The sequence below is a fragment of the Bacillus sp. EB106-07-01-XG149 genome (assembly GCF_058791555.1).
Genome location: NZ_JBYTDP010000009.1, coordinates 17483 through 42152, shown reverse-complemented (window position 1 = coordinate 42152; position 24670 = coordinate 17483). Strand labels below are relative to the sequence as shown.

The 24670-nt window shown below is 36.7% G+C and carries 27 protein-coding genes; 16 read left to right on the top strand and 11 right to left on the bottom strand.

Annotated features, from left to right (window positions below; translation table 11 throughout):
• Positions 1 to 9: 9 nt before the first annotated feature.
• From AC3WTA_RS25180 to AC3WTA_RS25165, 4 genes are read left to right on the top strand one after another with little or no spacing between them, the layout of a single operon-like run.
• The gene (locus AC3WTA_RS25180) at positions 10 to 891 is read left to right on the top strand and encodes an SGNH/GDSL hydrolase family protein (protein WP_116480677.1); all 882 of its coding nucleotides are present in this window, start codon (positions 10 to 12) and stop codon (positions 889 to 891) included.
• The gene (locus AC3WTA_RS25175; protein WP_000207746.1) at positions 888 to 1805 is read left to right on the top strand and encodes an ABC transporter ATP-binding protein; all 918 of its coding nucleotides are present in this window, start codon (positions 888 to 890) and stop codon (positions 1803 to 1805) included. The genes AC3WTA_RS25180 and AC3WTA_RS25175 overlap by 4 nt, the downstream gene beginning before the upstream one ends.
• A complete protein-coding gene (locus AC3WTA_RS25170) occupies positions 1798 to 2790 on the top strand; it encodes a DUF2705 family protein (protein WP_001206503.1) in 993 nt (330 codons plus the stop codon). The genes AC3WTA_RS25175 and AC3WTA_RS25170 overlap by 8 nt, the downstream gene beginning before the upstream one ends.
• Before the next feature lie 19 nt (positions 2791 to 2809).
• Positions 2810 to 3487, top strand: coding sequence for a uracil-DNA glycosylase (locus tag AC3WTA_RS25165; RefSeq protein WP_000800192.1), 678 nt, complete (start codon positions 2810 to 2812; stop codon positions 3485 to 3487).
• Between the two features lie 41 nt (positions 3488 to 3528).
• Here AC3WTA_RS25165 and AC3WTA_RS25160 read toward each other — a convergent pair whose 3' ends face one another.
• The 3 genes from AC3WTA_RS25160 to AC3WTA_RS25150 all read right to left on the bottom strand — a co-directional run bounded on the left by AC3WTA_RS25160 (position 3529) and on the right by AC3WTA_RS25150 (position 6418).
• Positions 3529 to 3822, bottom strand: a complete 294-nt coding sequence (locus AC3WTA_RS25160; protein WP_000953396.1) for a DUF3817 domain-containing protein — start codon at positions 3820 to 3822, stop codon at positions 3529 to 3531.
• Between the two features lie 209 nt (positions 3823 to 4031).
• Complete coding sequence (locus AC3WTA_RS25155; protein ID WP_000221370.1) at positions 4032 to 4853, bottom strand: Cof-type HAD-IIB family hydrolase; 822 nt, start codon at positions 4851 to 4853, stop codon at positions 4032 to 4034.
• 281 nt (positions 4854 to 5134) lie between these two features.
• Entirely contained in the window at positions 5135 to 6418 is a 1284-nt protein-coding gene (locus AC3WTA_RS25150) for a purine/pyrimidine permease (protein WP_000847012.1), read from the bottom strand.
• A gap of 95 nt (positions 6419 to 6513) precedes the next feature.
• Here AC3WTA_RS25150 and AC3WTA_RS25145 point away from each other — a divergent pair, with 95 nt between their 5' ends.
• From AC3WTA_RS25145 to AC3WTA_RS25135, 3 genes are all read left to right on the top strand, one after another.
• Positions 6514 to 7506, top strand: a complete 993-nt coding sequence (locus AC3WTA_RS25145; RefSeq protein ID WP_000994006.1) for a potassium channel family protein — start codon at positions 6514 to 6516, stop codon at positions 7504 to 7506.
• 6 nt (positions 7507 to 7512) lie between these two features.
• Positions 7513 to 7800, top strand: coding sequence for a YwdI family protein (locus tag AC3WTA_RS25140; protein ID WP_001167358.1), 288 nt, complete (start codon positions 7513 to 7515; stop codon positions 7798 to 7800).
• Between the two features lie 65 nt (positions 7801 to 7865).
• Positions 7866 to 8234: a DUF423 domain-containing protein gene (locus AC3WTA_RS25135; RefSeq protein ID WP_000688324.1), complete on the top strand. Its 369-nt coding sequence runs from the start codon at positions 7866 to 7868 to the stop codon at positions 8232 to 8234.
• 31 nt (positions 8235 to 8265) lie between these two features.
• Here the strand turns inward: AC3WTA_RS25135 and gerQ are convergent, their stop codons facing one another.
• The 4 genes from gerQ to hemQ all read right to left on the bottom strand — a co-directional run bounded on the left by gerQ (position 8266) and on the right by hemQ (position 11691).
• Entirely contained in the window at positions 8266 to 8694 is a 429-nt protein-coding gene (gerQ, locus tag AC3WTA_RS25130) for a spore coat protein GerQ (RefSeq protein WP_000068648.1), read from the bottom strand.
• A gap of 27 nt (positions 8695 to 8721) precedes the next feature.
• Entirely contained in the window at positions 8722 to 9144 is a 423-nt protein-coding gene (cwlJ, locus tag AC3WTA_RS25125) for a cell wall hydrolase CwlJ (RefSeq protein ID WP_000538163.1), read from the bottom strand.
• A 175-nt stretch (positions 9145 to 9319) separates the two neighbouring features.
• A complete protein-coding gene (locus AC3WTA_RS25120) occupies positions 9320 to 10591 on the bottom strand; it encodes a serine hydrolase (protein WP_000722846.1) in 1272 nt (423 codons plus the stop codon).
• Positions 10592 to 10947: 356 nt separating this feature from the next.
• Complete coding sequence (gene hemQ / locus AC3WTA_RS25115; RefSeq protein ID WP_001287602.1) at positions 10948 to 11691, bottom strand: hydrogen peroxide-dependent heme synthase; 744 nt, start codon at positions 11689 to 11691, stop codon at positions 10948 to 10950.
• 279 nt (positions 11692 to 11970) lie between these two features.
• Here hemQ and pta point away from each other — a divergent pair, with 279 nt between their 5' ends.
• Entirely contained in the window at positions 11971 to 12942 is a 972-nt protein-coding gene (gene pta, locus AC3WTA_RS25110) for a phosphate acetyltransferase (RefSeq protein WP_000067226.1), read from the top strand.
• A gap of 48 nt (positions 12943 to 12990) precedes the next feature.
• On the opposite strand, the gene lipL is transcribed toward pta, so the two are convergent.
• A complete protein-coding gene (lipL, locus tag AC3WTA_RS25105; protein WP_000071923.1) occupies positions 12991 to 13836 on the bottom strand; it encodes an octanoyl-[GcvH]:protein N-octanoyltransferase in 846 nt (281 codons plus the stop codon).
• Positions 13837 to 13964: 128 nt separating this feature from the next.
• Positions 13965 to 14657 (bottom strand): RsfA family transcriptional regulator, encoded by a 693-nt coding sequence (locus AC3WTA_RS25100; RefSeq protein WP_000868352.1) that lies wholly within the window; start codon positions 14655 to 14657, stop codon positions 13965 to 13967.
• A gap of 284 nt (positions 14658 to 14941) precedes the next feature.
• On the opposite strand from AC3WTA_RS25100, the gene AC3WTA_RS25095 reads away from it, so the two are divergent.
• From AC3WTA_RS25095 to AC3WTA_RS25070, 6 genes are all read left to right on the top strand, one after another.
• Positions 14942 to 15166 carry a YuzB family protein gene (locus AC3WTA_RS25095; protein WP_000526075.1) on the top strand — a complete coding sequence of 75 codons (225 nt, stop codon included), beginning with the start codon at positions 14942 to 14944 and terminating at the stop codon, positions 15164 to 15166.
• A 314-nt stretch (positions 15167 to 15480) separates the two neighbouring features.
• Positions 15481 to 16536 carry a FecCD family ABC transporter permease gene (locus AC3WTA_RS25090; RefSeq protein ID WP_000388284.1) on the top strand — a complete coding sequence of 352 codons (1056 nt, stop codon included), beginning with the start codon at positions 15481 to 15483 and terminating at the stop codon, positions 16534 to 16536.
• Positions 16533 to 17549: a FecCD family ABC transporter permease gene (locus tag AC3WTA_RS25085; protein WP_001260766.1), complete on the top strand. Its 1017-nt coding sequence runs from the start codon at positions 16533 to 16535 to the stop codon at positions 17547 to 17549. The genes AC3WTA_RS25090 and AC3WTA_RS25085 overlap by 4 nt, the downstream gene beginning before the upstream one ends.
• A 15-nt stretch (positions 17550 to 17564) precedes the next feature.
• On the top strand, positions 17565 to 18377 hold the full coding sequence (locus AC3WTA_RS25080) for an ABC transporter ATP-binding protein (protein ID WP_000212065.1): 813 nt from the start codon (positions 17565 to 17567) through the stop codon (positions 18375 to 18377).
• A 189-nt stretch (positions 18378 to 18566) separates the two neighbouring features.
• Entirely contained in the window at positions 18567 to 19514 is a 948-nt protein-coding gene (locus tag AC3WTA_RS25075; protein WP_000787720.1) for an ABC transporter substrate-binding protein, read from the top strand.
• 146 nt (positions 19515 to 19660) lie between these two features.
• Positions 19661 to 20965 (top strand): HD domain-containing protein, encoded by a 1305-nt coding sequence (locus AC3WTA_RS25070; protein ID WP_000262747.1) that lies wholly within the window; start codon positions 19661 to 19663, stop codon positions 20963 to 20965.
• A gap of 39 nt (positions 20966 to 21004) precedes the next feature.
• On the opposite strand, the gene thmT is transcribed toward AC3WTA_RS25070, so the two are convergent.
• Positions 21005 to 21190, bottom strand: a complete 186-nt coding sequence (thmT, locus tag AC3WTA_RS25065; protein WP_001147171.1) for a 2-hydroxymuconate tautomerase — start codon at positions 21188 to 21190, stop codon at positions 21005 to 21007.
• Positions 21191 to 21301: 111 nt separating this feature from the next.
• Here thmT and AC3WTA_RS25060 point away from each other — a divergent pair, with 111 nt between their 5' ends.
• Both AC3WTA_RS25060 and AC3WTA_RS25055 read left to right on the top strand, forming a co-directional pair.
• Positions 21302 to 21976, top strand: coding sequence for a site-2 protease family protein (locus AC3WTA_RS25060; RefSeq protein WP_000372469.1), 675 nt, complete (start codon positions 21302 to 21304; stop codon positions 21974 to 21976).
• Between the two features lie 25 nt (positions 21977 to 22001).
• On the top strand, positions 22002 to 22511 hold the full coding sequence (locus tag AC3WTA_RS25055) for a YwhD family protein (protein ID WP_000136684.1): 510 nt from the start codon (positions 22002 to 22004) through the stop codon (positions 22509 to 22511).
• Between the two features lie 34 nt (positions 22512 to 22545).
• Here the strand turns inward: AC3WTA_RS25055 and AC3WTA_RS25050 are convergent, their stop codons facing one another.
• A complete protein-coding gene (locus AC3WTA_RS25050; RefSeq protein WP_000372981.1) occupies positions 22546 to 24597 on the bottom strand; it encodes a transglycosylase domain-containing protein in 2052 nt (683 codons plus the stop codon).
• Positions 24598 to 24670 lie beyond the last annotated feature (73 nt).

The window sequence follows — 24670 nt, the reverse complement described above, 5'->3', positions numbered from 1 at the left end:
AGATAAGGTGTGAAAATCGCTTTTCAAAATTGCGTTTGGTATAATTATGGACAATCTATGAGGGCTAAAAGGGGTTTTGATATGAGATCAAAAGTAGTAAAAGTAATTCTACTCATTACAATTGCATCTTTCTGTTTATTTGCATATGGCTTTGTTTCAGGTGTAAATGATGTGTTAAATCCGAAAGCTTCAAATTTAATTAAAAAGACCGATGTAGTGGCAAAAGAGAAAAAGAAAACGGGAACGTTACAAATCGTTAGTTTAGGTGATTCATTAACACGTGGTGTTGGTGATAAAGAAGGAATTGGCTATATTGGAAGGGTGAAAGAAGATTTACAAAAAGATTATAAGCAAAAGGTTGCTTTAACGAACTTAGCTGTTAGTGGTGCGAAAATGCCGGACTTATTAAAACAAATGGAGAGTAGTGGCGCTCAATATTCAATTAAGCAAGCAGATGTAATCGTTTTAACGATTGGAGGGAATGATTTATTTCCAGGTTGGGAATCGCTTGGAAAGGTAGATTTAGAAACATACCGTCCTGATACAGAAACATTCCAGAATGAAGCAAAGAAAATTATAGAAGAAATTCGTAAGTTAAATACAGATAGTCCTATTTTTTGGCTAGGTTTATATAATCCTTTTGAAGATGTAGAAGATTTAAAAGGGTCTTCAAACATTGTTGTAGACTGGAATGCATCTTTAGAAAAATTAGCGCTAAATGATAAAAATGTATATATTACACCGACATTTGATTTATTCCAAAACCGCGGGAAAGATTTATTATACTCCGATCATTTCCATCCGAATGAAGTAGGGTATACATATATGGCAGACCGATTAGTTCAAAATGTTGCGAGTAAATTAAAACTAGAACAAGGAGGGGTAAAATGACGACGATACTTTCCGTACGAGACGTGAAGAAGGTAATTGGAAAGAAGACAATTGTAGAGAATATTTCCTTCGATGTAAAACAAGGGGAAGTGTTTGGTTTCCTAGGGCCGAATGGTGCCGGAAAAACAACTACAATTCGAATGTTAGTTGGATTGATTAAAGAAACAGAAGGTACGATTTCTATCGGTGGTTATTCTATTAAGGAAAATTTCAGAGAAGCGATGCGTCAAATAGGGAGTATCGTTGAAAACCCAGAACTGTATACATATTTAACTGGATGGGAAAATTTAAAGCAATTTGCCCGTATGCTAGGTGGTATATCAGATGAACGTATTATTGAAATTGCTCAAATGGTTCATTTAGATGAAAGAATTCACGATAAGGTAAAAACGTACTCACTTGGTATGAAACAGCGCCTTGGTATTGCGCAAGCGCTTCTTGGAAATCCAAAATTGCTCATATTAGATGAGCCAACAAATGGTTTAGACCCAGCTGGAATTAGAGAACTTAGGGAATTTATACATAAGCTTGTGGAAGAAGAAAATATGAGTGTGTTTATTTCAAGTCACTTGCTAAGTGAAGTACAAATGATATGCGATCGGGTTGCGATTATTCATAAAGGAAAAATGATAACAGTTGCCAAGATTGAGGAGTTAATTAAAACAGCAAGTGATCGTGTAGAATGGATTGTTACACCGATTTCTAAAGCGAAAGATATGCTAGAAGATGCTAAGGAAGTAAGAGAAGTGAGTATAGAAGATAATCGATTACTATGCCGCATGGATATCGCATCTATAAGTAGTTGGAATAAACATTTTGTAGAAAATGGGATAGATGTGCATAGCGTTAAGGAGCTTGTATTTACGCTAGAAGATTTATTTATTGAACTCACAAGGGGTGAGCAGCATGCGTGAATTTGCGAATCTAGTTTTAAATGAATCGGAGAAAATTTATCGTAAGAAACGTATTTTTGTTGTCATGCTTATTTTAGCAATCTTGATCCCACTTTTTGTATATGCGCAGTATCGTGAAGTAGAAACGACACAAAAAAGGCTAGGTACAACGGATTGGAAAGTTTCGCTGCAACAACAAATTGTTGATTCTCAAAACCGCTTGAACAATTCTAGACTACCAGAAGAATGGCGTGATTGGCTAAAGGTAAGAGTGGAGCAGCAACAATATTATTTAGATCATGATATTAATCCGATGGCACCGGGTGCACCCACTTTTGTAAGGGCGTTTATTGAGCAAGGAATTACATTGTTTATTCCGCTTCTTGTAATGATTGTAGCTATTGATATTGTTTCAGGAGAACGAAGTGATGGAACGATGAAGATGTTACTTACGCGGCCGATTCGGCGCTGGAAAATACTCCTTAGTAAGTACGTGACGATGTTATTTTTCATTTCACTCATACTGCTCCTTGTCGGTTTGTTTGCTTACGTATTATCAGGGCTTGTATTTGGATACTCAGGATGGAATTTACCCGTTTTAACTGGGTTTGTTATTGATAAGGAAACGTTAAATACGAATTTTGTACACCTTATTCCGCAGTGGCAATATATTTTGATGGCGTATGGATTAGCTTGGTTTGTTGCTATCGTTGTCGGAACTATTTCATTTATGGTTTCCGTTTTAATTCGAAATACACCAGCTGGTATGGGCGTTATGTTAGCCGCTCTAATTGCAGGTGGTATTTTAAGCTCATTCGCAACATCGTGGGAAGGTGCGAAATATATTTTTAGTGTGAATTTATCATTAACAGATTATCTATCAGGAAAATTACCTGCATTACAAGGGTTATCGATGGGGTTTTCTTTAATGAATTTAACTGTATGGGCCGTTGTGTCCCTTATTATTTCGTTTGTAGTATTTACAAAGCAGGATATGGTGAATTAATTGGACGGGAAGTGAAAGCATGAAAAATGTTTTAAAAAATGATTGGGGGCCATTATTGGCACTGGAATTTGAGAAAGAATACTATCGCACACTAGCTGGTTTTTTGAAAGAAGAGTACAGCACACATGTTGTTTATCCGAAAGTAGAAGATATTTTTAATGCTCTAGAATATACAAGTTATGAAAATGCAAAGGTCGTTATTTTAGGACAAGACCCATATCACGGACCGGATCAAGCGCATGGTTTAAGCTTTTCGGTACAACCTGGTATTAAAACGCCGCCATCATTGCTAAATATGTATAAAGAACTTCGAGATGAATATGGTTATGAAATCCCGAATAACGGTTATTTAGTAAAGTGGGCAGAGCAAGGAGTTTTATTATTAAATACTGTACTAACAGTTCGACAAGGTGAAGCAAATTCTCATAAAGGGAAAGGATGGGAGCATTTCACAGATCGCGTAATTGAGCTATTAAATGAACGTGAAACGCCGGTTATTTTCATATTGTGGGGACGCCATGCACAGGCGAAGAAAAAGTTAGTTACGAATACGAAGCACCATATTATCGAATCTGTACATCCAAGCCCACTATCAGCAAGACGTGGTTTCTTTGGTAGTAAACCATATTCTAAAGTAAATACGATTTTAGCTAATATGGGCGAGAGAGAAATTGATTGGGAAATTCCAAACCTATAAATAGAAAAGGTAGTTAACAGTCGTTAACTACCTTTTTGTTATTATTGTTGTTCGTTCTTTAATTTTGCATCTAGTACAAACGTACCGAATGGGATAACTGATGAAACGAATGCTCCAAGTGCCCATAAAATTGATTTACGGTGTACGATTGTTACTTGAATTACCGCAAAGATGAATAGAATAAATAAAACACCATGAGCCATGCCTGTAATTTTAACGGCTGTAGCAAATCCTGCAAAATATTTTAATGGCATTGCTACAAATAATAGTAGTAGGAAAGAAATCCCCTCAACAAGTCCAATTGCTCTTAATCGTCCGATTGGTGTAGATAACATGAAGTAGCCTCCTTTAATGTATGCTTGTATATAGTAAATTTGTATTCTTTTTCAAAATAAAATAGTCTATTTTGTTCCATTATATACAAAAAGAAAGTTTACACTACGAGAATAGTGCAAAGTTCAAAATATAGTCACAAAAGCATGAGAATTTAAATAAAAACCTATTTGAAGTGTTTGACTTCAAATAGGTTTTATGAGTGAAAATATTAAACAAGTGCTTCTCTTTTTAGTACGAACTTCTCTACAACTTTTGCAACGCCATCGTTCATATTTGTATCTGTTACGTAGTTTGCAATTTCTTTAATATCATCTGGTGCATTGCCCATTGCAACACCAAGACCAGCAAATTCAATCATCGCTTGGTCATTATAGCTATCGCCCATTGCGATAACTTCTTCACGCTTAATGCCAAGTTTTTGAATCAGTTGGTTTAAGCTTGTTCCTTTTGTAACACCGGCTTCAGTAAATTCTAAGAAGAATGGTTTAGAACGCATAACACTTAATTGGCCTTCTAGTTGTTGTTGTAGTTTTGATTCTACCGTTTGTAAATGTTCTGGATTTTCTACCATTAACACTTTTACAACTGGTTGTTGTATAGATTCTTTCAGGTTATTTACTTCTACGATTGGCATACCCGTAATTTGACCTTCAATTTCTGTATAAGAGTTGTTTTTTTCAGTGATAATATCGTCACCAATGTATGTGTGAATCCATACATTTTCTTCTTTACTAATATCGTAAAGACTGTGAACGATTTCAGGGGATAATGTACTACTGAATAACTCTTCATCTGTTTTACAGTTAATAATTTTTGCACCATTAAATGAAAGAATAAAGCTACCGTACTCCTCTAATTGCAATTCTTTTGCGATTGCACGCATTGCGAATGTTGGACGTCCAGAAGCAAGTACAACTTTTACACCTTGCTCTTGTGCAGTCATTAAAGCTTCTTTCGTACGCGGTGAAATAGTATGGTCGTCACGTAATAAAGTATCATCTAAATCTAAAACAATCATTTTATAAGTCATATTGAAAATTCCTCTCTTTGTTGAAATAGAAATAAAGTTTTATGAAGATATTGGGGAATATATAGTAAGACATCGAACTTCTTTATGTGAAGCTAGGAGAAGTTCTGTATTTTTAGTATAAATTACCACGAGCATGTTGCCCATGATAATTTATACTGCTAATGCCCGATCGGTGAGAGCTAATCATTAGTAAAGATGAATAGCTCTCATTAATTAAAGTTTCACTTTATCATTATCGTAACAACTCTAAAGATAGAGTGCAATAATGGAAGTTTTCCAATTTACGATGGTTGTTTTTCTGTAGAACGAGAAAATAGTATTTCGAGCAAAATTGCCATTACAGATCCAAGAACAAGACCGTTACTTAAAAATGATGCTAAAAATGGTGGGAGTGTAGAAAATGCTCCTGCTGGAACAAACATAACTCCGACTCCTGTAAAGATTGAAAGACCTGCTACTTTAAATAACCGTTCTTTATCTTGTACTGTTTCGTATTCGCGAAAGGCAAGACCAATCATGCTTGCAAATACAGGGTAAATGGCAGCATATCCGACTGCGACAGGTATCGCCGCAAAGAATGAAGTAATCTTTGGGAATATACTAACGAAAATAATAAAGCTTGACCCTAACATAAAGGGGAGTCGTTTATAAATATTAGTCGTTGCAATAAATCCTGCTGATCCAGAAATCGCGACAGGTCCAATAGCTGAAAAAAGGCCTCCTAGCAATTGATTTATTCCTGTTATAATGCCGGCTTGTTTGAAACGATCTGGTGCTGCATTCTTTTCATACTTAGAGACAATCCTTTGCACAACGCGAATACTTGCTAACATATTTGTTAGAAGTAATAGTGTAACGAAAACGACTGTAATTGCCATATTCCATTCAACACGAGGCATTCCGAAAACAAATAGAGACGGAAAACGAATTATATCTGTCACAGGTGTTACTGGATTAGATAATCCGAAGCATGCAAATAATATCCAGCCGCAGACGATACTGAAAAGAACAGAATATTGTCCGATAATAGGTAGCTTCATGATGAAAAAGGATAGTAAAATAACAATGAGTGAAAGAATAAATACGTCAGCTTGTACTTCTGTATGTTGTCCGTCAAGACCGAACATTCCCTTTAAGAAGGACCCGCTAAGTTGCGCGACAAGAAGAAATAAATATGTTCCAATGACCGTCGGTGTAAAATAGCGAACTAGTTTATCGATGAGTCCAAAAACGCTAAGAATAATACAAATAATACCACTTAATAGGAAGGCGTACTGAAGGACTTTAAGCGTTTCGTTGCTGGATCCAAATAATACGACACCTAAACTTGCATAAAGGGAGAAAATGCCCCACCAAAGGCCTGCAGGACCTTCTTGAATAGGAAGTTTATGTCCAAATATAGCTTGCAGTAGGCCGGCAAAGCCAAGAACAAATAATGTTCTTTGTACGAATGCAATAGCTTCAGCGCCATCGAGACCATAATTAGTTGCGACGCTAATTGGTACAATAAGGCTCCCAGCTAAAATAAATAGCGCCCATTGTAAGGCGGAAAGAAATGTTTTCATTATATCAACCTCTTTCATAGATTCCGTATCTAGTATATATGTATTTCATTTCCACTGGCAAAGATTGTAGATAGAGAAAAGAGTTGAAACACGATATGAATGCACGTAAGCAATTATGGATAGCAGTTATATGTATGACCTTTGTTGTAATTCTAGGAACGTTAGGATTTATGACGATTGAAGAGATTAGTTTGTTTCAAGCATTTTGGATGACGATGATTACTGTATTAACTGTTGGGTACGGAGATGCCGTTCCTGTAACACAGGCAGGAAAAGTTTTTGCGCTTCTTATCATACCGGTTGGAGTCGGTATTGTTACATATGCAATTGGTGTAGTGGCAGCTATGATTATTGAAGGGAATTTATTTCATGCAGTTCGGAGGAAGAAGATGGATAAACAAATAGCGCAGTTACAAAATCATATTATCGTATGTGGTTGTGGTAGAGTGGGGCTTCAAGTTGTACATGAATTGCAAGAAAAGAACATTCCATTTGTCGTTGTGGATAAAGATGAAAGCATATTAGAGAAGGAAAAACTTTTGTATGTACATGGAGATGCAACGGAAGACCAAGTGTTACATCATGCTGGAATTTCAAAGGCAGCTGGTTTAGTTGCTATCGTAGCAAATGATGCTGAAAATGTATTTATTACATTAACGGCAAGAGGATTAAACGATGCAATTAAAATTGTGGCAAGAGCAGAAAAACCAGAAACTGAAGATAAGCTAAAGCGGGCTGGGGCAAATAAGGTGATTAATCCATCTAGCATGGCAGGAATTCATATTGCAAAAGGTATTGCGAATCCGCTAACAGTTCATTATATTGATACAGTACTATATGGCGTGGATCAGTCATTTGTAATTGAAGAAATTGCAGTCGGCAAGGGTTCTATTTTAGCTAGTAAATCGTTACTAGAGAGTGATGTGAGAAATAAATTTGATGTAACAATATTAGCGATTTTGAGAAATGGGAATGTTATACATAATCCAACGGGGCAGGAAAAACTACAAGAACATGATATGATAATAGTGTTTGGTTCAGTAGAGAAGCTAGGACAATTTGAGAAAGAACTACAAAGTAAGAGGTGACAAGGAATGCAAATATCGAGCGATAAGATTTTAAATAAAATGGCGAATGAAATTGCAAAGGCAAAAAGCAGTGAAGGGCAACAATCAAAAGCGCATTTATTAGTTGTGCGAGCGTTATGTGATTTATTATTAGATGAACAAGCTGAGCCTTCTATGTATAGAGAACCTGAGATTCCATCACAAGTAATTGGCTCTCAGCCTATGACGACAGTTCAACCAGTTATGCCGGTTTCTGGAGAACCTGTTTATATAAAAGAAGAAGGCGCAAACGGTAATTCTTTATTTGATTTTTAGAAGATAAATCGTTTGGCTTATATGAAAAAATTGCTTATGATAAAGGTAAAAAAAGGGGAATTAAGATGAAAATTTTCTTTTTACTAGGTTGTATTGCGGCAGGGCTATCTGTTGCGTTAGGGGCTTTTGGAGCACACGGTTTAGAAAATAAAGTTTCTGCAAAAATGTTAGAAGTTTGGAAAACAGGTGTTACATATCAAATGTTTCATGCAGGTGGACTATTCGTAGTTGCTTTATTAATGGATAAAATTCAATCAACACTTTTAACTACTGCTGGCTGGCTTATGGTAGCTGGGATTATTATGTTTTCAGGTAGTTTGTATGCATTAAGTACGACAGGTATTAAGTTCTTTGGCCCAATTACACCTCTTGGTGGTGTAGCGTTTATCGTGGCATGGATCTTAGTCGGAACTGCAGTTGTAAAAGGATTATAAAAAACAAAAGCTGGCATACGCCAGCTTTTTTTTATGGTCTTGGAGCATAAGTTGCTTGTTGACTAGGTAAATAAGTAATTTCTTCTGGGAATTCTACATAATCTAAGTAAATCATTAATAGTAAATAACGTTTCCCTGATTGGGGCTCACTAATTACGATATGATCACGACCAGCTGCCTCAATAATACCTGTATAAGATTGTGTACCGAGCGAACTACCACGCTCATAAGTCATTACAACGGTGGCTTGCTTGCCTTTGTTCAAGCGAAGAATATTTTCAATGTACGACTGTTCTAATGGTAACATGCCTTGAGAAACGGCATATTGAGCTTGCGCAGCTTGTTGTTGCATTGCTTGCTGTTGTTGCTGTTGCTGTGGGGTCATTTGTTGCGGTTGTACATAAGTTCCAGATGGTTGATAGAAACCTGTTCCGTAATACGGGTTTTGTTGCTGTGCCATTCAAAAATCCCTCCTCATTATCAATCCTTAATATACGCCAGGACAATCCTCGCCAGATGGCTGGAAGAAGCAGTGCTTTTTGAAGCGACCAGAGTTTTGTTGATTATACCAAGTTGGCGGACAAGGGCCTTCCGGTCTAAAAAACCATAAGGAAAAGTTGGCGGGCCAAAAACGTTGTCCTTGAATCGTTCGCCTTGCTAATGCGATATCTTGTTCTCTTGCACGCTGATAAAAATACCCTTTTTGCGTTGCCTCAAAACCGCCAGGATTTTGATAAACCATTTGACGTAAATTACGTATTTTTTTAAAATCTAAACAATTTCCGCGGACACGATTTACTCCTACGTTTCCGACCATTAACATTCCTTGTTGTCCTTCTCCTTCGGCTTCAGCACGCATCAGTCTAGCTAATAACTTTACATCTTCTTCGTTATAAGCAATAACACCCATTATGTGTCACCTCTCTTTTTGGAATACCTTGTGGAAAGAGGTTTATTTCTAGATGAAGTGTGTAACGATTACTAGTTCATACGTATGAGAAAAAGGACTCAGATATGACAACCAAACGAAGTTTTACATGGAGAGAGGGAAATAAAAAAAGCTAGCGTGAGCTAGCTTTCCATCATTAAAATACTTTAGACCATAAGTTTGAGAAGAAATCTCCAATAGAGCGCATTGTTAATACGAACCAATTTGCCTTTTCAACTTCTTCTGTCGTTTTTGCAGTAACTTTCATGTTTTTATTTCCATCTAAAAATCCGTATTTATCAGTTGGTTCTAGAACGATGGAACCTACCTTTGCATCCTTTTTAACAGGAGCGACTAAATGTCCATCTTCAGCAAGGGATTTATCTACTTCAGTCCCAATTTTATAAGGATCTTTGCTACCTTTTTTCGCAATTACTGTTATTTCTTTTTCCGGTGTAACAGTCACTTGATCTTCTTTCCCTTTTAATACAGGGATTGTATTGTTTTTATCTACTTTTAATTTTTGTTTCTCAAAGTTATTAAATCCGTATTCGATTAATTCACGAGATTCAGTGAAACGCTCGTCCATTGATTTTGTTTTAATAATTACTGAAATGAGGCGTAAGTCACCACGTTTTGCTGTAATAGTGAATCCGTATCCAGCAGTATCAGAACTACCAGTTTTTAAACCATCTGTTCCTTCATAAGAAAAAGCGGCACCTGGTAACATCCAGTTCCAGTTTTCCATACGAATTGGTTTCGGATGATTATCTGGGAAGTTTCTAAATCTTTGTTTTGTATCCTCTAGCATTTCTGGATACTTTGTAATTATTGCTTTTGAAAGCATACCCATATCGCGAGCTGACATGGAATTTTCTCCATTCGGATCCGTTCCCTCAGGGTGTTTTCCCTTTAAGTCAGCGTTATTTAACCCAGTAGCGTTTACAAATTTATATTTCTTTAACCCTAGTTTTTTTGCATGTTCATTTGCAAGGTTTAAGAAGTTTTTCTCACTTCCTGCAAGAAGTTCTGCTAAGGCAATACTAGATCCGTTTGCAGAGAAGATAACGATAGAATGATATAATTCTCTTACAGTATATTGACGTCCCTTTTCAAACGGAACGTTAGAGAATTCATTATTACGTGAAACTTCATAAGCATAATCAGAAATGTTTACCTTTGTATCCCAAGTGATTTTTCCTTCTTTAATTGCTTCTAATACGGCATAAACAACAATTAGTTTTGACATACTAGCAATAGCTAGCAATTCATCTGGATTTTGTTCATGCAATATTTTTCCTGTATCTACATCAAATAGAAGTGCAGCAGCTGCCTCAATGTGTATTTTTTCTTCCGCATGGGATGTTGTTACTCCTAAGGAAGAAATTGACAATAAAAGCGCTAGTAAAATAGACAAGATTTTCTTCATATAGATTATCACCTTCGCATCGTTATTAGCATGTAGCTCGTACCATTTTAGCATAAATTTAGATATATAAAAGTTACAATTTTGTAAGGGATTTGAAAGGGATTTGTCGATTTTTGTTCAAATTTGCGGAGAAAAGAAGTTTTTTGAAGAGAAATATAGAGGGTAATAAAAAAAGGAACGAATTTCGTTCCTTTTTCACGATTTGCCCCGCTATTTGCCGGGCAGTAAGATCCCCACCTCAAAATTAAGCGAAAGCAAAGAAGTTAGGTGGGCGATCAACTGCTCGTAAAAGCCCGATTGGTGAGGGATGATAATGAGTGGGGATGAACAAAACCCCCACTCATTAAAGTTTCACTTTATATGTGTAAAAATTTCTCTACCTTTTCGTCTGGTAAAATGTTTCCAACGAAAAATGTTCCAAATTCACCATAACGAGCACTTACTTCATCGAAGCGCATTTCATATATAAGTTTTTTAAATTGAAGAACATCGTCAGCGAATAATGTTACGCCCCACTCAAAATCGTCGAATCCAACTGATCCTGAAATAACTTGGCGTACTTTACCTGCGTACTGGCGACCGATTTTACTATGACTGTACATCATTTTTTTGCGTTCTTCCATAGGAAGCATGTACCAGTTGTCATCACCTTGGCGACGCTTGTCCATTGGGTAGAAGCAAATGTGATTTGCTTTTGGTAGTTCTGGATATAAGCGAGCTAAGATTTGTGGGTTTTGATATGGATCTTCATCAGCTGGAAGGTAGTTGCTTAGTTCAACAACAGATACGTAAGAGTATGCAGGAACCATATATTCAGCTAATGTTGTTTTATTCAATTCTGTCTCAATTTCATTTAACTCTTCCATTGTTGGACGTAAAATCATAAGCATAATATCAGCTTTTTGGCCAACAACAGTATACATTGCATGACTACCTTTTTTCGCGGTAGATACTTCGTTCCATTTTTCAACGACATTTAAAAATTCAGACACAGCTTGTCCGCGTTCGTCGCTAGATAATGTTTTCCATGCAGCCCAATCAATAGAACGTAAATCATGTAAACAATACCAGCCATCTAACGTTGTTGTTGCTTCACTCATTCTATTCACCTCAGTTAATGATAGTTTTACACGTTAACTATAGCATATATAGTTTTAAAATTATCTATATAAAGCTTTAGCGCATAAAATTGTCACATTTAAATTTACTTGAAAATAGGAGAAGATAAGGCTTAAAGGGGATTTATTTCTAGGCTGAATTTTATGAAAATATAATCATTTTCATTTTATCTATTTTTTGGGAGCTATAAGTTTAAAATATAGAGGAAAAGCAGTATTCTTAAAGATAGAGTTTTTTAACATATGTAGGAGGGTTTATTCGTGAGCAACTTATTTACAACAGTAAAAGAAAAAGTTCAAGGAAAAGGCATTTCTATCGTACTTCCTGAAGGAACTGATGAAAGAATTTTAGGCGCTGCAGAGCGTTTAGCAAAAGAAGAGTTAGTACAACCAATTTTAGTTGGTAATAAAGAAGAAATTAGCGCAAAAGCTGCTAGCATGAATTTAACATTAGCAGGCGTTGATATTTATGACCCAGCTACATACGAAGAAATGGATGCAATGGTAGCATCTTTCGTTGAACGCCGTAAAGGTAAAGCAACTGAAGAAGATGCTCGCAAAATCCTTAAAGACGAAAACTACTTCGGTACAATGCTTGTATACATGGGCAAAGCACACGGTTTAGTAAGTGGTGCAGCTCACTCTACAGCTGATACAGTTCGTCCAGCACTTCAAATCATTAAAACAAAACCAGGCGTTACAAAAACTTCTGGCGTATTCATCATGGTACGTGAAGAAGAGAAATATGTATTCGCTGATTGCGCAATTAACATTGCACCAAACAGCCAAGATTTAGCTGAAATTGGTATCGAGAGTGCGAAAACTGCTGAACTATTCGGTATTGATCCACGCGTTGCTATGTTAAGCTTCTCTACAAAAGGTTCTGCGAAATCTCCAGAAACAGAAAAAGTTGTAGAAGCAACTCGCATTGCAAAAGAAATGGCTCCAGAATTAACTTTAGATGGAGAATTCCAATTCGATGCTGCATTCGTACCATCTGTAGCTGAGAAAAAAGCTCCAGGTTCTACAATTAAAGGTGATGCTAACGTATTCGTATTCCCAAGCTTAGAAGCTGGTAATATTGGCTACAAAATCGCTCAACGTTTAGGTAACTTCGAAGCAGTAGGACCAATCTTACAAGGTTTAAATATGCCTGTAAATGACCTATCTCGCGGATGTAACGAAGAAGAAGTGTACAAGTTAGCTTTAATTACAGCAGCCCAAGCACTTTAATTTTATAATGAATCGAAATAAAGACCGTCGCTATTATAGCGACGGTCTTTATTTTTCTAAGCCAAGTGCTTTATTGTTACGATCAATAATACGTTGTAAATTCGTCTCATATAAAGGTATTTCATCTATTGTTAATTGAGATGGTGTTAACTTTGGAGCGAATTGCTGCAGTGTTTTTAAAAGGCGCATCATTAAATCTTGTACTGTAATGGTTTCGCCAAGTAATTCTGAAAGTGAAGCCATCGTACTCGGTACAATTTCAGGATACGTAAAGCGTGTTTCTTCTCCTTGAATGGCTAGGTTGTAGAAATCACGAACGAGTGCGGCACGCTCAGAGCCACTTCCTGTAGCGCAGAGATAAATTTGGACAGCGACACCACCGCGAATACGGCGCTGTGAAATGCCAGCAAATTTTTGATTGCGAATACTTAAGTCATAGCTACCAGGACAGTAAGAACCAACAATTTCTTTTGCCTCGATTGTAACATCGTAATCGTTTAACATTTCCTTAATTAAATGCCACATTGTATCGTATCCAAGATCAATATCGATACCTTTTTCTGTCTCTTGGAATAAAAGTGATACGTTTAAAACACCTTCATCAAGTACGACTGCAAGTCCACCGGAATTACGAACGATAACATTGAAGTTGTTTTCTTGTAAAAAGGAAATACCTTCTTCCAAATGTGGTAGGCGTGAATCTTGAATGCCAAGAACAATTGTATTGTGATGAACCCAAGAACGCATTGTTGCAGCTGATTGACCATTTCCAATGCTTGTGCACAGTGAGTCATCCATTGCGAATGATTGCAATGCATGGAATGTTGGTCCCAAACTAGACTGATCTACAATACGCCACTCTGGCTGAGATAAAATGGAACGGGAATTGCTCATATAACTAACCCCTTATCTTTAAAATGACAATCTCTATTATAGCAAAAAATGTAGAAACGGGTTTTCTCATATATAAAGGGAAAGTTTAGAGGTAAAATAATAAAAGGGATGCATGCAATGCATCCCTTTTATTCTGCAATTTTTTCTAAATTACCGTTTCGATCCATTCGGAAAGATGTTTGAGAACGTTCTTCGTCATCCATGACTGCCAACTTACGAGCTCGATTCATAATGTTCATAAGTGTTTCGTAATCTTCTTGTACAGTATGAGATTGTTTTTCTAATTTTTCTAGTTTCCTTTCTAGTTCTTCATTCCGAAGGATTTGTGCTTTAATTTCTTGTTTCAATCTCGTATTCTCGTTTTCAAGAGCTGTCACTTTTATATTTGAAGATCCGACTGTTTGTAAAAAATAAATAACATCTTGCATGGTCATAGAGCCTTTTGCAGCAGGAGCAGTAGATTCTTGATATGGAATAGCTTCTTTATATTGTACAATTGCTTCCTCTTGTACGAATTCTTCATAATCAGTTATCGAGTCTGAAGCTGGTGGTGTATAAAGTAAACGTTTCTTCGCTTGTTCACCGCTTGCGGCGCGCATTTTATCTTTACGATGTTTTTTTGCTAGTTGAAGAGCTTGCTCGTAGCTATAGCGAACAACAGCATTCCAACGGAAACCACAGGCAGCCGATGTACGATTTAATTGATCTCCTACTTCTTCAAATGCATTTAATTGAGTACTTCCTTCTCGAACGTGACGAAGTACAGTTTCAGCAAGCAATAAATCGTCCTCATCTGTCCAAGCATCTTGTCTTACTTTCATAGATTCAACTCCCTTTCTTTTTATGAACTTCCTATTTTTATAATGGGCAAAAAAATGAGCTTTTATACAAAGCTTTTAAAAATATGGTAGATTTCGATGAAAGGCGAAAATTTTGCTATGAATGATGAGAGCTTCTGTAGGAGAGCATATAAATATGTAGCATTATATGAAGAAAGAGCGTCGCAAGGAAACTTGCAACGAGCTTCAAAGAGCGGTAAAATACCATTTAGTGTTTATTTTTAAATGTACTTGAGAAAAGTTTAAAATAGAGGAAGTGTTATATAATGGGAAACGAATTTCGTGTGTGTGATGATTGTCAGGCAACGAATGTTAAAACGTTGATTCCGAAGTTAAAAAAAGTAGATTCATGTGCAACGATTGAAGTTGCATGTCAGTCTTACTGTGGCCCTGGGCGTAAAAAATCATTCGCATTTGTAAATAATCGTCCAGTTGCGGCTCCAACAGAAGATGAATTAATTGTAAAAATTGAAGCAAAGTTAAATAAGTAAGAAAAAGAAGAGTGAACAGATTACTCTTCTTTTTTTATGCCCATAAGAAGAATGATTTATTCTGAGAAAGTACAATTGATAGAGAGTAATATGCGATGAAAGATGGATATTACCTGTTTATTAAAATTTCGATCTATATGAATTTGTATTTCAAAATAATGGTTGACAGTCTTTTGAAGCGGTAGGTAGAATAGAAAGTGTCTGATTCTGAGAATCATTATCAGGAAAAGGTCAATTCACCTAATTTTTTTATTACTATTTGAGAATAAATTTCATTTTATTAAATATATGTTGTTGGTTAGGATGGTTGAGGGATGGAAGCGAGCGCAAGGAGTATAGAACAGCAAGATGTGAATGTTAAAGAGATTAAGAGCAGACCGCTCGTTGCTTCTATTATTTTAGTAGTAGGTACAGTTTTGCTAGCTTTAAGCATGGCAGTTTCTATTTCGTTTGGTGCTGCAGATATTAGCTTAAAGACTGTATGGCAAGCTGTGTTTCAGTTTGACGGTTCTATTACGCATCATAACGTAATTCAAGAACTTCGTATGCCTAGAGCAATAGGGGGCGTAGTTGCAGGTGCCTTTTTAGCAGTATCAGGGGCAATTATGCAAGGTATGACGCGAAATCCACTTGCTTCACCATCGTTAATGGGAATTACAGATGGAGCTGTATTTGGAATTGCAATTATGTATGCATTCTTCCCTAATTCACCTTATTTAATGTTCGTTATCGCATCTTTTATTGGGGCTGCGTTTGGAGCGAGCATTGTATATGGAATTGGGTCTTCTTCACCAGGTGGATTAACGCCTGTTAAGTTAGCTTTAGCGGGTGCAGCAATTAGTGCTTTATTAGGGGCCATTTCATCTGGAATTGCGCTATATTTCAACCTTGCCCAAGAGGTGAGTATGTGGAATGCAGGCGGAGTTGCGGGAGTGAAATGGGAAAGTATTAATATGTTAGTACCGATTGGCCTTGTTTGTCTCTTTATTGCAATTATGATGTCGAGGTATATTACAATTTTAAGCTTCGGTGAAGAAATTGCGATTGGACTTGGTCAAAATACGACATTAATTAAATTTATCGGAACAGTACTTGTTCTCGTGTTAACAGGTTCTGCGGTTTCTATGGCAGGATCGGTTGGATTTGTTGGTCTTGTAATCCCGCATATGACTCGTTTCCTCGTAGGCTCAGACTATAGATGGGTTATTCCATGTTCTGCGGTCTTAGGTGGGCTGTTAATTGAATGTGCAGATATGTTATCTCGCGTTATTAATCCGCCGTTTGAAACGCCAATTGGAGCAATTACAGCGCTAATTGGGGTTCCATTCTTCCTCTACTTAGCACGTAACGAAGGGAGAGGGAAAATGTGAGGACAAGTGTCTTAACAAAAAAGAACGTTTCTGTTTTAACAATCTTAGTAGGATTAATCATTACTGTATTTTTAGTAAGTTTAAATACAGGGACATTTAAAATACCGCCAATGGACGTATTAAAGTCATTGGTTGGACTTGGGGCTGAAGATCAGTCTGTTATTTTATTTGAATTCCGTATGCCGCGTATGGTTATCGCTATATTAGTCGGATCTGCTTTAGCGATGTCAGGTGCGATTTTGCAAGGATTATCACGAAATCCACTTGCTGATCCAGGTATTATCGGTATTAACGCTGGAGCGGGATTAACAGTTGTTATATTCGTCTACTTTTTCTTCGGAAAAGTTGGGACTGGTACATTTTTATCTGTATTTATCCTTCCATTCTTCGCGTTAGTTGGTGCAATATTAGCGGCGGTTATTATTTATTTACTAGCATGGAAAGACGGCGTTTCATCAACGAGATTAATACTAGTTGGTATCGCTGTTGCAGCCGGGTTTGGTGCTGTTAGTTTAATTTTTTCTATGAAGATGACATCTAACGATTTCCGTTTTGCTACGATTTGGTTAGCAGGAAGTCTGTGGGGCACAGATTGGAAGTTCGTGTTAAGTGTACTTCCATGGATGGTTATTTTCTTGCCACTTGCTATTAGTAAGGCGCACATATTAAATGTAATGAACCTAGGCGACTCGACAGCTGTTGGTCTTGGTTTAAATGTAGAAAAAGAAAGACGTAAATTATTATTTATTGCAGTGTGTTTAGCTGGTGCATCTGTCGCTGTTGCCGGAGGAATTGGTTTTATCGGTTTAATGGCTCCGCATTTAGCGAGGCGCCTTGTTGGTGGTAAACATCAAATTATGCTGCCTACTGCTGCACTAATAGGGACGTTTTTACTTTTATTCGCAGATGTAATTTCAAGAAGTGTGTTAACAACTTCAGAAATACCGGTCGGTCTTGTTATTTCTGTAATTGGTGCACCATATTTCATATACTTACTTATGAGGACAAAATAAAGGGAGGCTTTTTGTATGGCAACTTTAGCAGTTGATGCGGTATCTGTTGGATATAATGAAGGGTTAATTATTGATGGATTAACAGTTGAAATTCCGGAAGGGAAAATTACAACAATTATTGGACCAAATGGTTGTGGGAAGTCCACATTATTAAAAACGGCTTCTCGTATTTTGAAGGCGAAAAAAGGTACTGTTTATCTTGACGGAAAAGCAATTGAGAAACAGCCAACGAAAGAAATCGCAAAGAAAATGGCGATTTTACCACAGACTGCAGAAGTGCCAACTGGCCTTACTGTGTTTGAACTCGTTTCATATGGACGCTTTCCTCATCAAAAAGGATTTGGAACGTTGAAAGAAGAGGATTATCGCTACATTCATTGGGCACTTGAAGTGACGGGAATGACAGAATTCGCAAATCGCTCAGCAGAAGCGTTATCAGGCGGCCAACGTCAACGTGTATGGATTGCGATGGCCCTTGCACAAGGAACAGAATTACTCGTATTAGATGAACCGACAACGTACTTAGATATGGCGCATCAATTAGAAGTATTAAATTTATTGAAAAAGTTAAATGAAGAAGAAGGTAGAACGATTGTTATGGTTATCCATGACTTAAATCATGCTTCTCGTTTCTCTGATCATATGATTGCATTAAAAGCAGGTAAGTTAATGAAGCAAGGAACGCCGGATGAAGTGATGACAAGTGAAACACTTCGTAACGTATTTGAGATTGAAGCTCAAATTGTTCCATGTCCAGTAAACTGTAAACCGATTTGTTTAACATACGATTTAATGATGATTAATAATCAATTACGTAAAAAAGCATAAATAGAACCCCCTCTAGAGAGGGGGGACTTCTAATGGACGTTGAGCTTCTTATGTATGAATGGGAAGTTGAACGCCCGTTAGAATGGGTTATTAACAACAATTAATAAATATATATTGATTGATTGTTATCCTCGTTTCTTATAGTTCATTGTAACTTATAAGAGAAATACAGCTAGAAGGAGTGGGAACATGAAGAATTTTAAAATGGCACTATTAGCAATGGTACTAGTCGTAACTTCTGTACTATTTGCAGCTTGTTCTAACAAAGAAGAAGAGAAGAAAGCAGATGCGAAGGATGCGAAGACTGAAGAGCGCACTGTACAACACGCAAAAGGGGAAATTAAAATCCCTGCAAATCCAAAGAAAATTGCTGACCTTAGTGGTTCAACAGAAGAATTATTAATTTTTGGTATGAAACCAATTATTACTGCTAATACATCTCAAGAAAAAATTGATACACATATTGAAAAGAAATTAAAAGACGTAAAACCGGTTGGTTCTGCTTGGGGCGATAAAATTAACATCGAAGCAGTAGCTGCTGCAAAACCAGACTTAATTCTTGTAAACAATCGTCAAGAAAAGATTTATGATCAATTATCTAAAATTGCACCAACAGTTATGTTAAAAACTCCATTAGATCAATGGCGTCCAAAATTCGAAGAAGTAGGTCAAATCTTCGGTAAAGAGAAAGAAACAAAAGAATGGTTCAAACAGTATGATGAAAAAGCAAGCAAATTACATGATAAAATCGTTGCGAAAACTGGCGATGCTAAATTTATGAAAATGGCTGCATATCCAAATGCTTTCCGCGTATACGGTGACTACGGTTACGGTAGCGTAATCTTTAATGATTTAAAATTACCAGCAGTTAAAGGTACACCAACGGATAAACCACTAGTACAAGTACAAAAAGAAGCTTTGATCGATTACAACCCGGATTACTTATTCGTATTTACAACTGGTGACGGTTCTCAACGTCTAAAAGAATTCCAAGAAGAATCAATTTGGAAAAACATGAACGCTGTTAAAAACAACCACGTATTTACAATTAAAAACGAAGACGTAAACAAAGGTTACTTCCCTCTAGGTAAAGAAATGATCTTAGATGAAGTTGCTGAATTCGTTTTAGGGAAATAATGTATAAACAGAAATCACTTTTACTTCGGTAAAAGTGATTTTTTCTTTATATAAGGGCAATTAATATAGTCTTTCATTTCTTTCTGTTTCCTATTTCGTTTATAATATATAGTAAGAATGCAGTAAAGAAAGGGGGATGTCGGAAGGTGGTATATTTAAACGACAAACTCAGCGAAACAAAAGTGTTTAAAGACCCGGTACATAAATATGTGCACGTACGCGATCGTGTTATTTGGGATTTAATCGGAACGAAAGAATTTCAGCGCTTGCGCCGTATTAAGCAGCTTGGAACGACATTTTTTACATTTCACGGTGCAGAGCATAGTCGCTTTACTCATTCGTTAGGTGTATATGAAATTATTCGTCGTATGATTGATGATGTGTTTGATGGCAGACCGAACTGGAATGCTGAAGATAGATTGTTATGTTTATGTGCGTCATTACTTCATGATGTCGGTCACGGCCCATTTTCTCACTCGTTTGAAAAAGTATTTTCATTAGATCATGAGAAATTTACGCAAAAGATTATCGTTGGAGATACGGAAATTAATCGCATATTAAGTCGTGTGGATAAAGACTTTCCGCAAAAGGTAGCCGATGTAATCGCGAAAACATCTACTAATAAATTAGCGATTAGCATGATTTCTAGTCAAATTGATGCAGATCGTATGGACTATTTATTAAGAGATGCGTATTTCACTGGCGTAAAGTATGGAAACTTTGATATGGAACGTATACTACGTGTCATGCGTCCATATGGAAATCAAGTAGTCATTAAAAATAGTGGTATGCATGCTGTTGAGCATTATATTATGAGTCGTTATCAAATGTATTGGCAAGTATATTTCCATCCGGTAACGCGCAGTGCCGAAGTTATTTTAACGAAGATTTTACACCGTGCAAAATCATTGCATGAGAAATATTATACATTTAAAAATCATCCGGTTCATTTCTATTCTTTATTTGAAGAAGAAGTAACAGTAGAGGATTATTTAAAGTTAGACGAGAACGTTATGTATTATTACTTCCAAGTATGGCAAGACGAAGAAGATCCAATTTTAAGTGATTTATGCCGTCGTTTTATGAATCGAAACCTATTTAAATATGTAGAGTTTACAGATAAGCACGGTTTAGATAATTGGATGGAATTAAGTAGCTTATTTAAAAAGATTGGACTTGATCCAGAATACTATTTAGTAGTTGATTCAACATCAGACTTACCGTATGACTTTTACCGTGCTGGTGAAGAAGAAGAACGTCTGCCAATCTTACTTCTTATGCCAAATGGAGAGCTTAGAGAGCTTTCGCGTGAATCGGATATTGTTGAGGCAATTACTGGTAAGAAGAGAAGGGATCAAAAACTATTCTATCCGCATGATTTAATCTATGAAGATGGAAGAAAAGGAAAATATAAAGAGAGAATCATCGAATTACTAGAAGGAAAAAAATAAGAAGCAACTAAGAGCTGCTTCTTATGAAAGAACTTGAAATTATTTGTCGCTTAAGCGTTTTCCGCCAACTGCATAATGGTTTTTAGACATTTCTTCGATGAAAACAACGATGTTTTCTTCAGGAGCACCAGTTGTTTCGCTTACTGCTGCTGTTACTTTCTCAGCAAGAGCTTTCTTTTGTTCCTCTGTGCGTCCTTCTAGCATTTTCACTGTTACGTATGGCATATATAATCGCTCCTTTTATGTAAGTTACACTCTTATTATAGCGGATTATGGTGAAGAACAATCGAAAAAACAAATATTTTCTTTTTTGACAGATTGAAGAGGAGATGAATCATGGATCAGTTATTTAGATACCCATTGCAACAAATTCCGTTGGTAGCAATGGCCATTATTATTGCGTTATCAGTGCATGAATTTGCGCATGCATATGTTGCATATAAATTTGGAGACGATACAGCAAAGAAGCAAGGCCGTTTAACATTATCACCGATGGCGCACTTAGATCCTATTGGGATGATCGCTGTATTAATTCTTGGTTTTGGTTGGGCAAGACCTGTTCCTGTTAACCCATATAACTTTAAAAGGCCGCGTCTTGCAGGTATATTAGTTTCGATTGCAGGCCCAATTAGTAACTTAATTTTAAGTGCAATTGGTTTAATTATTTGGTATAGCCTATTAACATTTGGTGTATTAGACTCAATTCCATTTGCAGTAGCGGATACATTGGCTCAATTCTTCCGAATTTTTATTATGCTTAATATCGTATTACTTGTATTTAACTTATTGCCAATTCCGCCACTTGATGGGTATCGAGTTGTGGAAGATCTAGCACCAACAAATATTCGTGCGAAAATGACACAGTATGAAAAGTATGGAGCAATAGCGTTATTAATTCTTGTTATTACACCGCTTAGCAATTATACAATTCAACCTATTTTTAATGTTGTCATTCCATATGTATTTGTATTTTTAGACAGTATCATTGCGCCTATTTTTGGCCTTTTATAATCATTAAGTGAGGAGGAGTTTACATATGACAGAGAAAAAGAAAAAAATCGGTTTTAATATCGTGAAAAATGATTCAACAGATGGACATGGTGGTTTTGGTGTTGGAGCATTAAGTCTAGAAAACATTTCACCTGTATTTGTCGATGTACTAGAGAAAACAGCATTTGTTGATATCGGTGCAATGCATGCACGTAGTACAGTCGAAAAAGGTATTAAGTTTTTAACAAATAAAGATGAAGTTCCAAACGGAAAACCATTTTGGCTTGTGTGGGTAACGATTGAAAGAACGGCGACAGGTGCTTATTATGCAGGTGTAACAGCTTGTGAAATGACAGTTGACCGTGAAATTCGCCGCGGATATAAATCACTTCCAGAGCACGTAAACAAAATGGATAAATCAATGAAGCGTTACATTATGGTTGACCATATGGATGAAGCATCTAAAAAAGTACTTGGTACATTCTTGAAAGAACATAATGAAGCGATTTGGAACGAATCTAGTGAAGAATTGCGCCGTGCATTATTAAGTGAATAAAAAATAGCTGACGGATGCCCGTCAGCTATTTTTTTTACCAAGGAAGATATTTTTTCCACCAACTTGTTTTCTTCTTTTCTTCAGTTGTCTTTTCAAATTCCTCTTTGTCATCGACATGATCCATACAATATTCAGTTGGTTCTGTACCTTTTGCGAAATACATTTTAACTGAAATGGGACAATTTTTTGTAGCGATTTTTCCGTTTTCAGGGTTAATATCGACTGCAACGACGTCACTTGGTTGTTTAAACTCTTTTTGAGGTTGTCCATCTAAGCCTTTTTCCATCGTATCGGTCCATATTTTTTTCGCATATCCTTGTTCTGCTACGTTTGAAATCGATTTAGGTTGATCGTATCCAACCCACACACCAGTTACAAGTTGCGGGGTAAACCCTATCATCCAACTATCTGTTTCTGTAGAACCAGACTTTCCAGCATATGTTCTTGATAGCTTTGATAACATTGATTGGCCGGTTACAGCGGCATAACTACTTAGGTTTTTATTAAACATACCTGTCATCATTTCTTCCATTACAAACGCTTTGCTTTTATCGAGAACTTGTTTACTCTCCAAATGAGCATCGTATAGCATGTTTCCTTCCTGGTCCATAATGCGGCGAATAAACATCGGTTTTACTTCTTTTCCGCCGTTTGCGAACATGCTATAAGCGTTAACCATTTCAATTGGTTTTACAGGAGATGTCCCGAGAGCGAGAGACGGAACATCTTTTAATGCGGTAGTAATACCGAATTGCTTCGCTGTTTTTGTAAGAATGTCTTCGCCTAAAAATAAATTGGTCTTCACGGCATATACGTTATCAGAGACCGCAAGAGCTTGCGCCATCGTTACAAAATCGTCTGCATAATAGTCTTTATAGTTTTTCGGTTTATACTTTGAAACACCGTCACCTAAAGTGAACACAGTGTATTCGCTTTTTAAGCGCGTAGCAGGGGTGAATCCTCGTTCTAATGCCGCGTAATACAGGAATGGCTTAAACGTAGATCCAGGCTGGCGAGCTGCTTGCGTAGCCCTGTTGAATTGACTTGTATTATAATCAGTTCCACCAACAAGGGCAGCTACTTCACCTGTTTTTGGATTCATAGAGACGAGCGCTGTTTGTATGTTTGTTGTGTCAGGTATGTGATCTTTTACAGCTTGCTCTGCGACCGATTGTAATTTAGGGTCTAGCGTTGTATAAATACGCAGACCACCTTTTTGCAAGGCTTGTTCATCTAATCCGATATCACGAAGAAGAGAAGCTTGTACGGCATTTTGGAAATAAGGCGCGACCTCTGCCACTTTTTTCGTATCTAATGAGGCAAAGGTTAATGGCTCTTTCTTCGCTGACGTTGCTTGTTTCTTCGTAATATAACCTTGTTCTACCATTTCATCTAATATGAGAGATTGTCGTCCTTTAGCGCGATCCTCTTTTAAAAAGGGAGAGTAGACACTAGGTCCTTTCGGAATACCTGCGAGCATACTAGCTTCCGCTAATGTTAATTCTTTTGCTGTTTTATCGAAATATAGACGAGACGCAGCTTCGATTCCATAAGCACCATGCCCGTAATAAATTGTATTTAAATATCCTTGTAAAATATGATTTTTATTATAGTTCACTTCAAGGCGGATTGTGTACATCGCTTCTAATAGTTTACGTTTCCACGTTTTATCATGATCTAAGTATAGGTTACGAGCATACTGTTGTGTAATCGTACTAGCACCTTGGACCTTTGCCATCGCTTTTAAATCGGCAACAATAGCACCAGCAATACGTTTCATATCAAAGCCATGATGTTTGTAGAATCGTTGATCTTCGATAGACAGTGTCGCCTCTTTTACATAAGGAGAAATTTCATTGAGAGATACATTGTAACGTTTTTGCATTTCATTACTTTGTCCGATAACAGTGTCATCATTAGCGTAAAAGACACTTGTTTGTGGGACAGCAACGGGAGGAGGTCCCATAATTTTTGCAACTATAATAATAACAAAAAAGGAAAAAACGAAAAAAAGAACAGAAGAAAACATTACGGTGAAGAAAAGACGTTTATATTTTTTAAGTTTCGGATTCATAGTTTGATCCATCTTTTTCAGCCCCTCAATACTAATACAAACATTATTGTATTAGTATTGAGGGTTTTCGGTTATTTTAAACAAT

Bases quoted from the DNA above. Each gene is read 5' to 3' on its own strand.
- AC3WTA_RS25175 (WP_000207746.1), top strand. From the start codon at position 888: ATGACGACGATACTTTCCGTACGAGACGTGAAGAAGGTAATTGGAAAG.
- AC3WTA_RS25170 (WP_001206503.1), top strand. From the start codon at position 1,798: ATGCGTGAATTTGCGAATCTAGTTTTAAATGAATCGGAGAAAATTTAT.
- AC3WTA_RS25165 (WP_000800192.1), top strand. From the start codon at position 2,810: ATGAAAAATGTTTTAAAAAATGATTGGGGGCCATTATTGGCACTGGAA.
- AC3WTA_RS25160 (WP_000953396.1), bottom strand. From the start codon at position 3,822: ATGTTATCTACACCAATCGGACGATTAAGAGCAATTGGACTTGTTGAG.
- AC3WTA_RS25155 (WP_000221370.1), bottom strand. From the start codon at position 4,853: ATGACTTATAAAATGATTGTTTTAGATTTAGATGATACTTTATTACGT.
- AC3WTA_RS25150 (WP_000847012.1), bottom strand. From the start codon at position 6,418: ATGAAAACATTTCTTTCCGCCTTACAATGGGCGCTATTTATTTTAGCT.
- AC3WTA_RS25145 (WP_000994006.1), top strand. From the start codon at position 6,514: ATGAATGCACGTAAGCAATTATGGATAGCAGTTATATGTATGACCTTT.
- AC3WTA_RS25140 (WP_001167358.1), top strand. From the start codon at position 7,513: ATGCAAATATCGAGCGATAAGATTTTAAATAAAATGGCGAATGAAATT.
- AC3WTA_RS25135 (WP_000688324.1), top strand. From the start codon at position 7,866: ATGAAAATTTTCTTTTTACTAGGTTGTATTGCGGCAGGGCTATCTGTT.
- gerQ (WP_000068648.1), bottom strand. From the start codon at position 8,694: ATGGCACAGCAACAAAACCCGTATTACGGAACAGGTTTCTATCAACCA.
- cwlJ (WP_000538163.1), bottom strand. From the start codon at position 9,144: ATGGGTGTTATTGCTTATAACGAAGAAGATGTAAAGTTATTAGCTAGA.
- AC3WTA_RS25120 (WP_000722846.1), bottom strand. From the start codon at position 10,591: ATGAAGAAAATCTTGTCTATTTTACTAGCGCTTTTATTGTCAATTTCT.
- hemQ (WP_001287602.1), bottom strand. From the start codon at position 11,691: ATGAGTGAAGCAACAACAACGTTAGATGGCTGGTATTGTTTACATGAT.
- lipL (WP_000071923.1), bottom strand. From the start codon at position 13,836: ATGAGCAATTCCCGTTCCATTTTATCTCAGCCAGAGTGGCGTATTGTA.
- AC3WTA_RS25100 (WP_000868352.1), bottom strand. From the start codon at position 14,657: ATGAAAGTAAGACAAGATGCTTGGACAGATGAGGACGATTTATTGCTT.
- AC3WTA_RS25095 (WP_000526075.1), top strand. From the start codon at position 14,942: ATGGGAAACGAATTTCGTGTGTGTGATGATTGTCAGGCAACGAATGTT.
- AC3WTA_RS25090 (WP_000388284.1), top strand. From the start codon at position 15,481: ATGGAAGCGAGCGCAAGGAGTATAGAACAGCAAGATGTGAATGTTAAA.
- AC3WTA_RS25080 (WP_000212065.1), top strand. From the start codon at position 17,565: ATGGCAACTTTAGCAGTTGATGCGGTATCTGTTGGATATAATGAAGGG.
- AC3WTA_RS25075 (WP_000787720.1), top strand. From the start codon at position 18,567: ATGAAGAATTTTAAAATGGCACTATTAGCAATGGTACTAGTCGTAACT.
- thmT (WP_001147171.1), bottom strand. From the start codon at position 21,190: ATGCCATACGTAACAGTGAAAATGCTAGAAGGACGCACAGAGGAACAA.
- AC3WTA_RS25060 (WP_000372469.1), top strand. From the start codon at position 21,302: ATGGATCAGTTATTTAGATACCCATTGCAACAAATTCCGTTGGTAGCA.
- AC3WTA_RS25055 (WP_000136684.1), top strand. From the start codon at position 22,002: ATGACAGAGAAAAAGAAAAAAATCGGTTTTAATATCGTGAAAAATGAT.
- AC3WTA_RS25050 (WP_000372981.1), bottom strand. From the start codon at position 24,597: ATGGATCAAACTATGAATCCGAAACTTAAAAAATATAAACGTCTTTTC.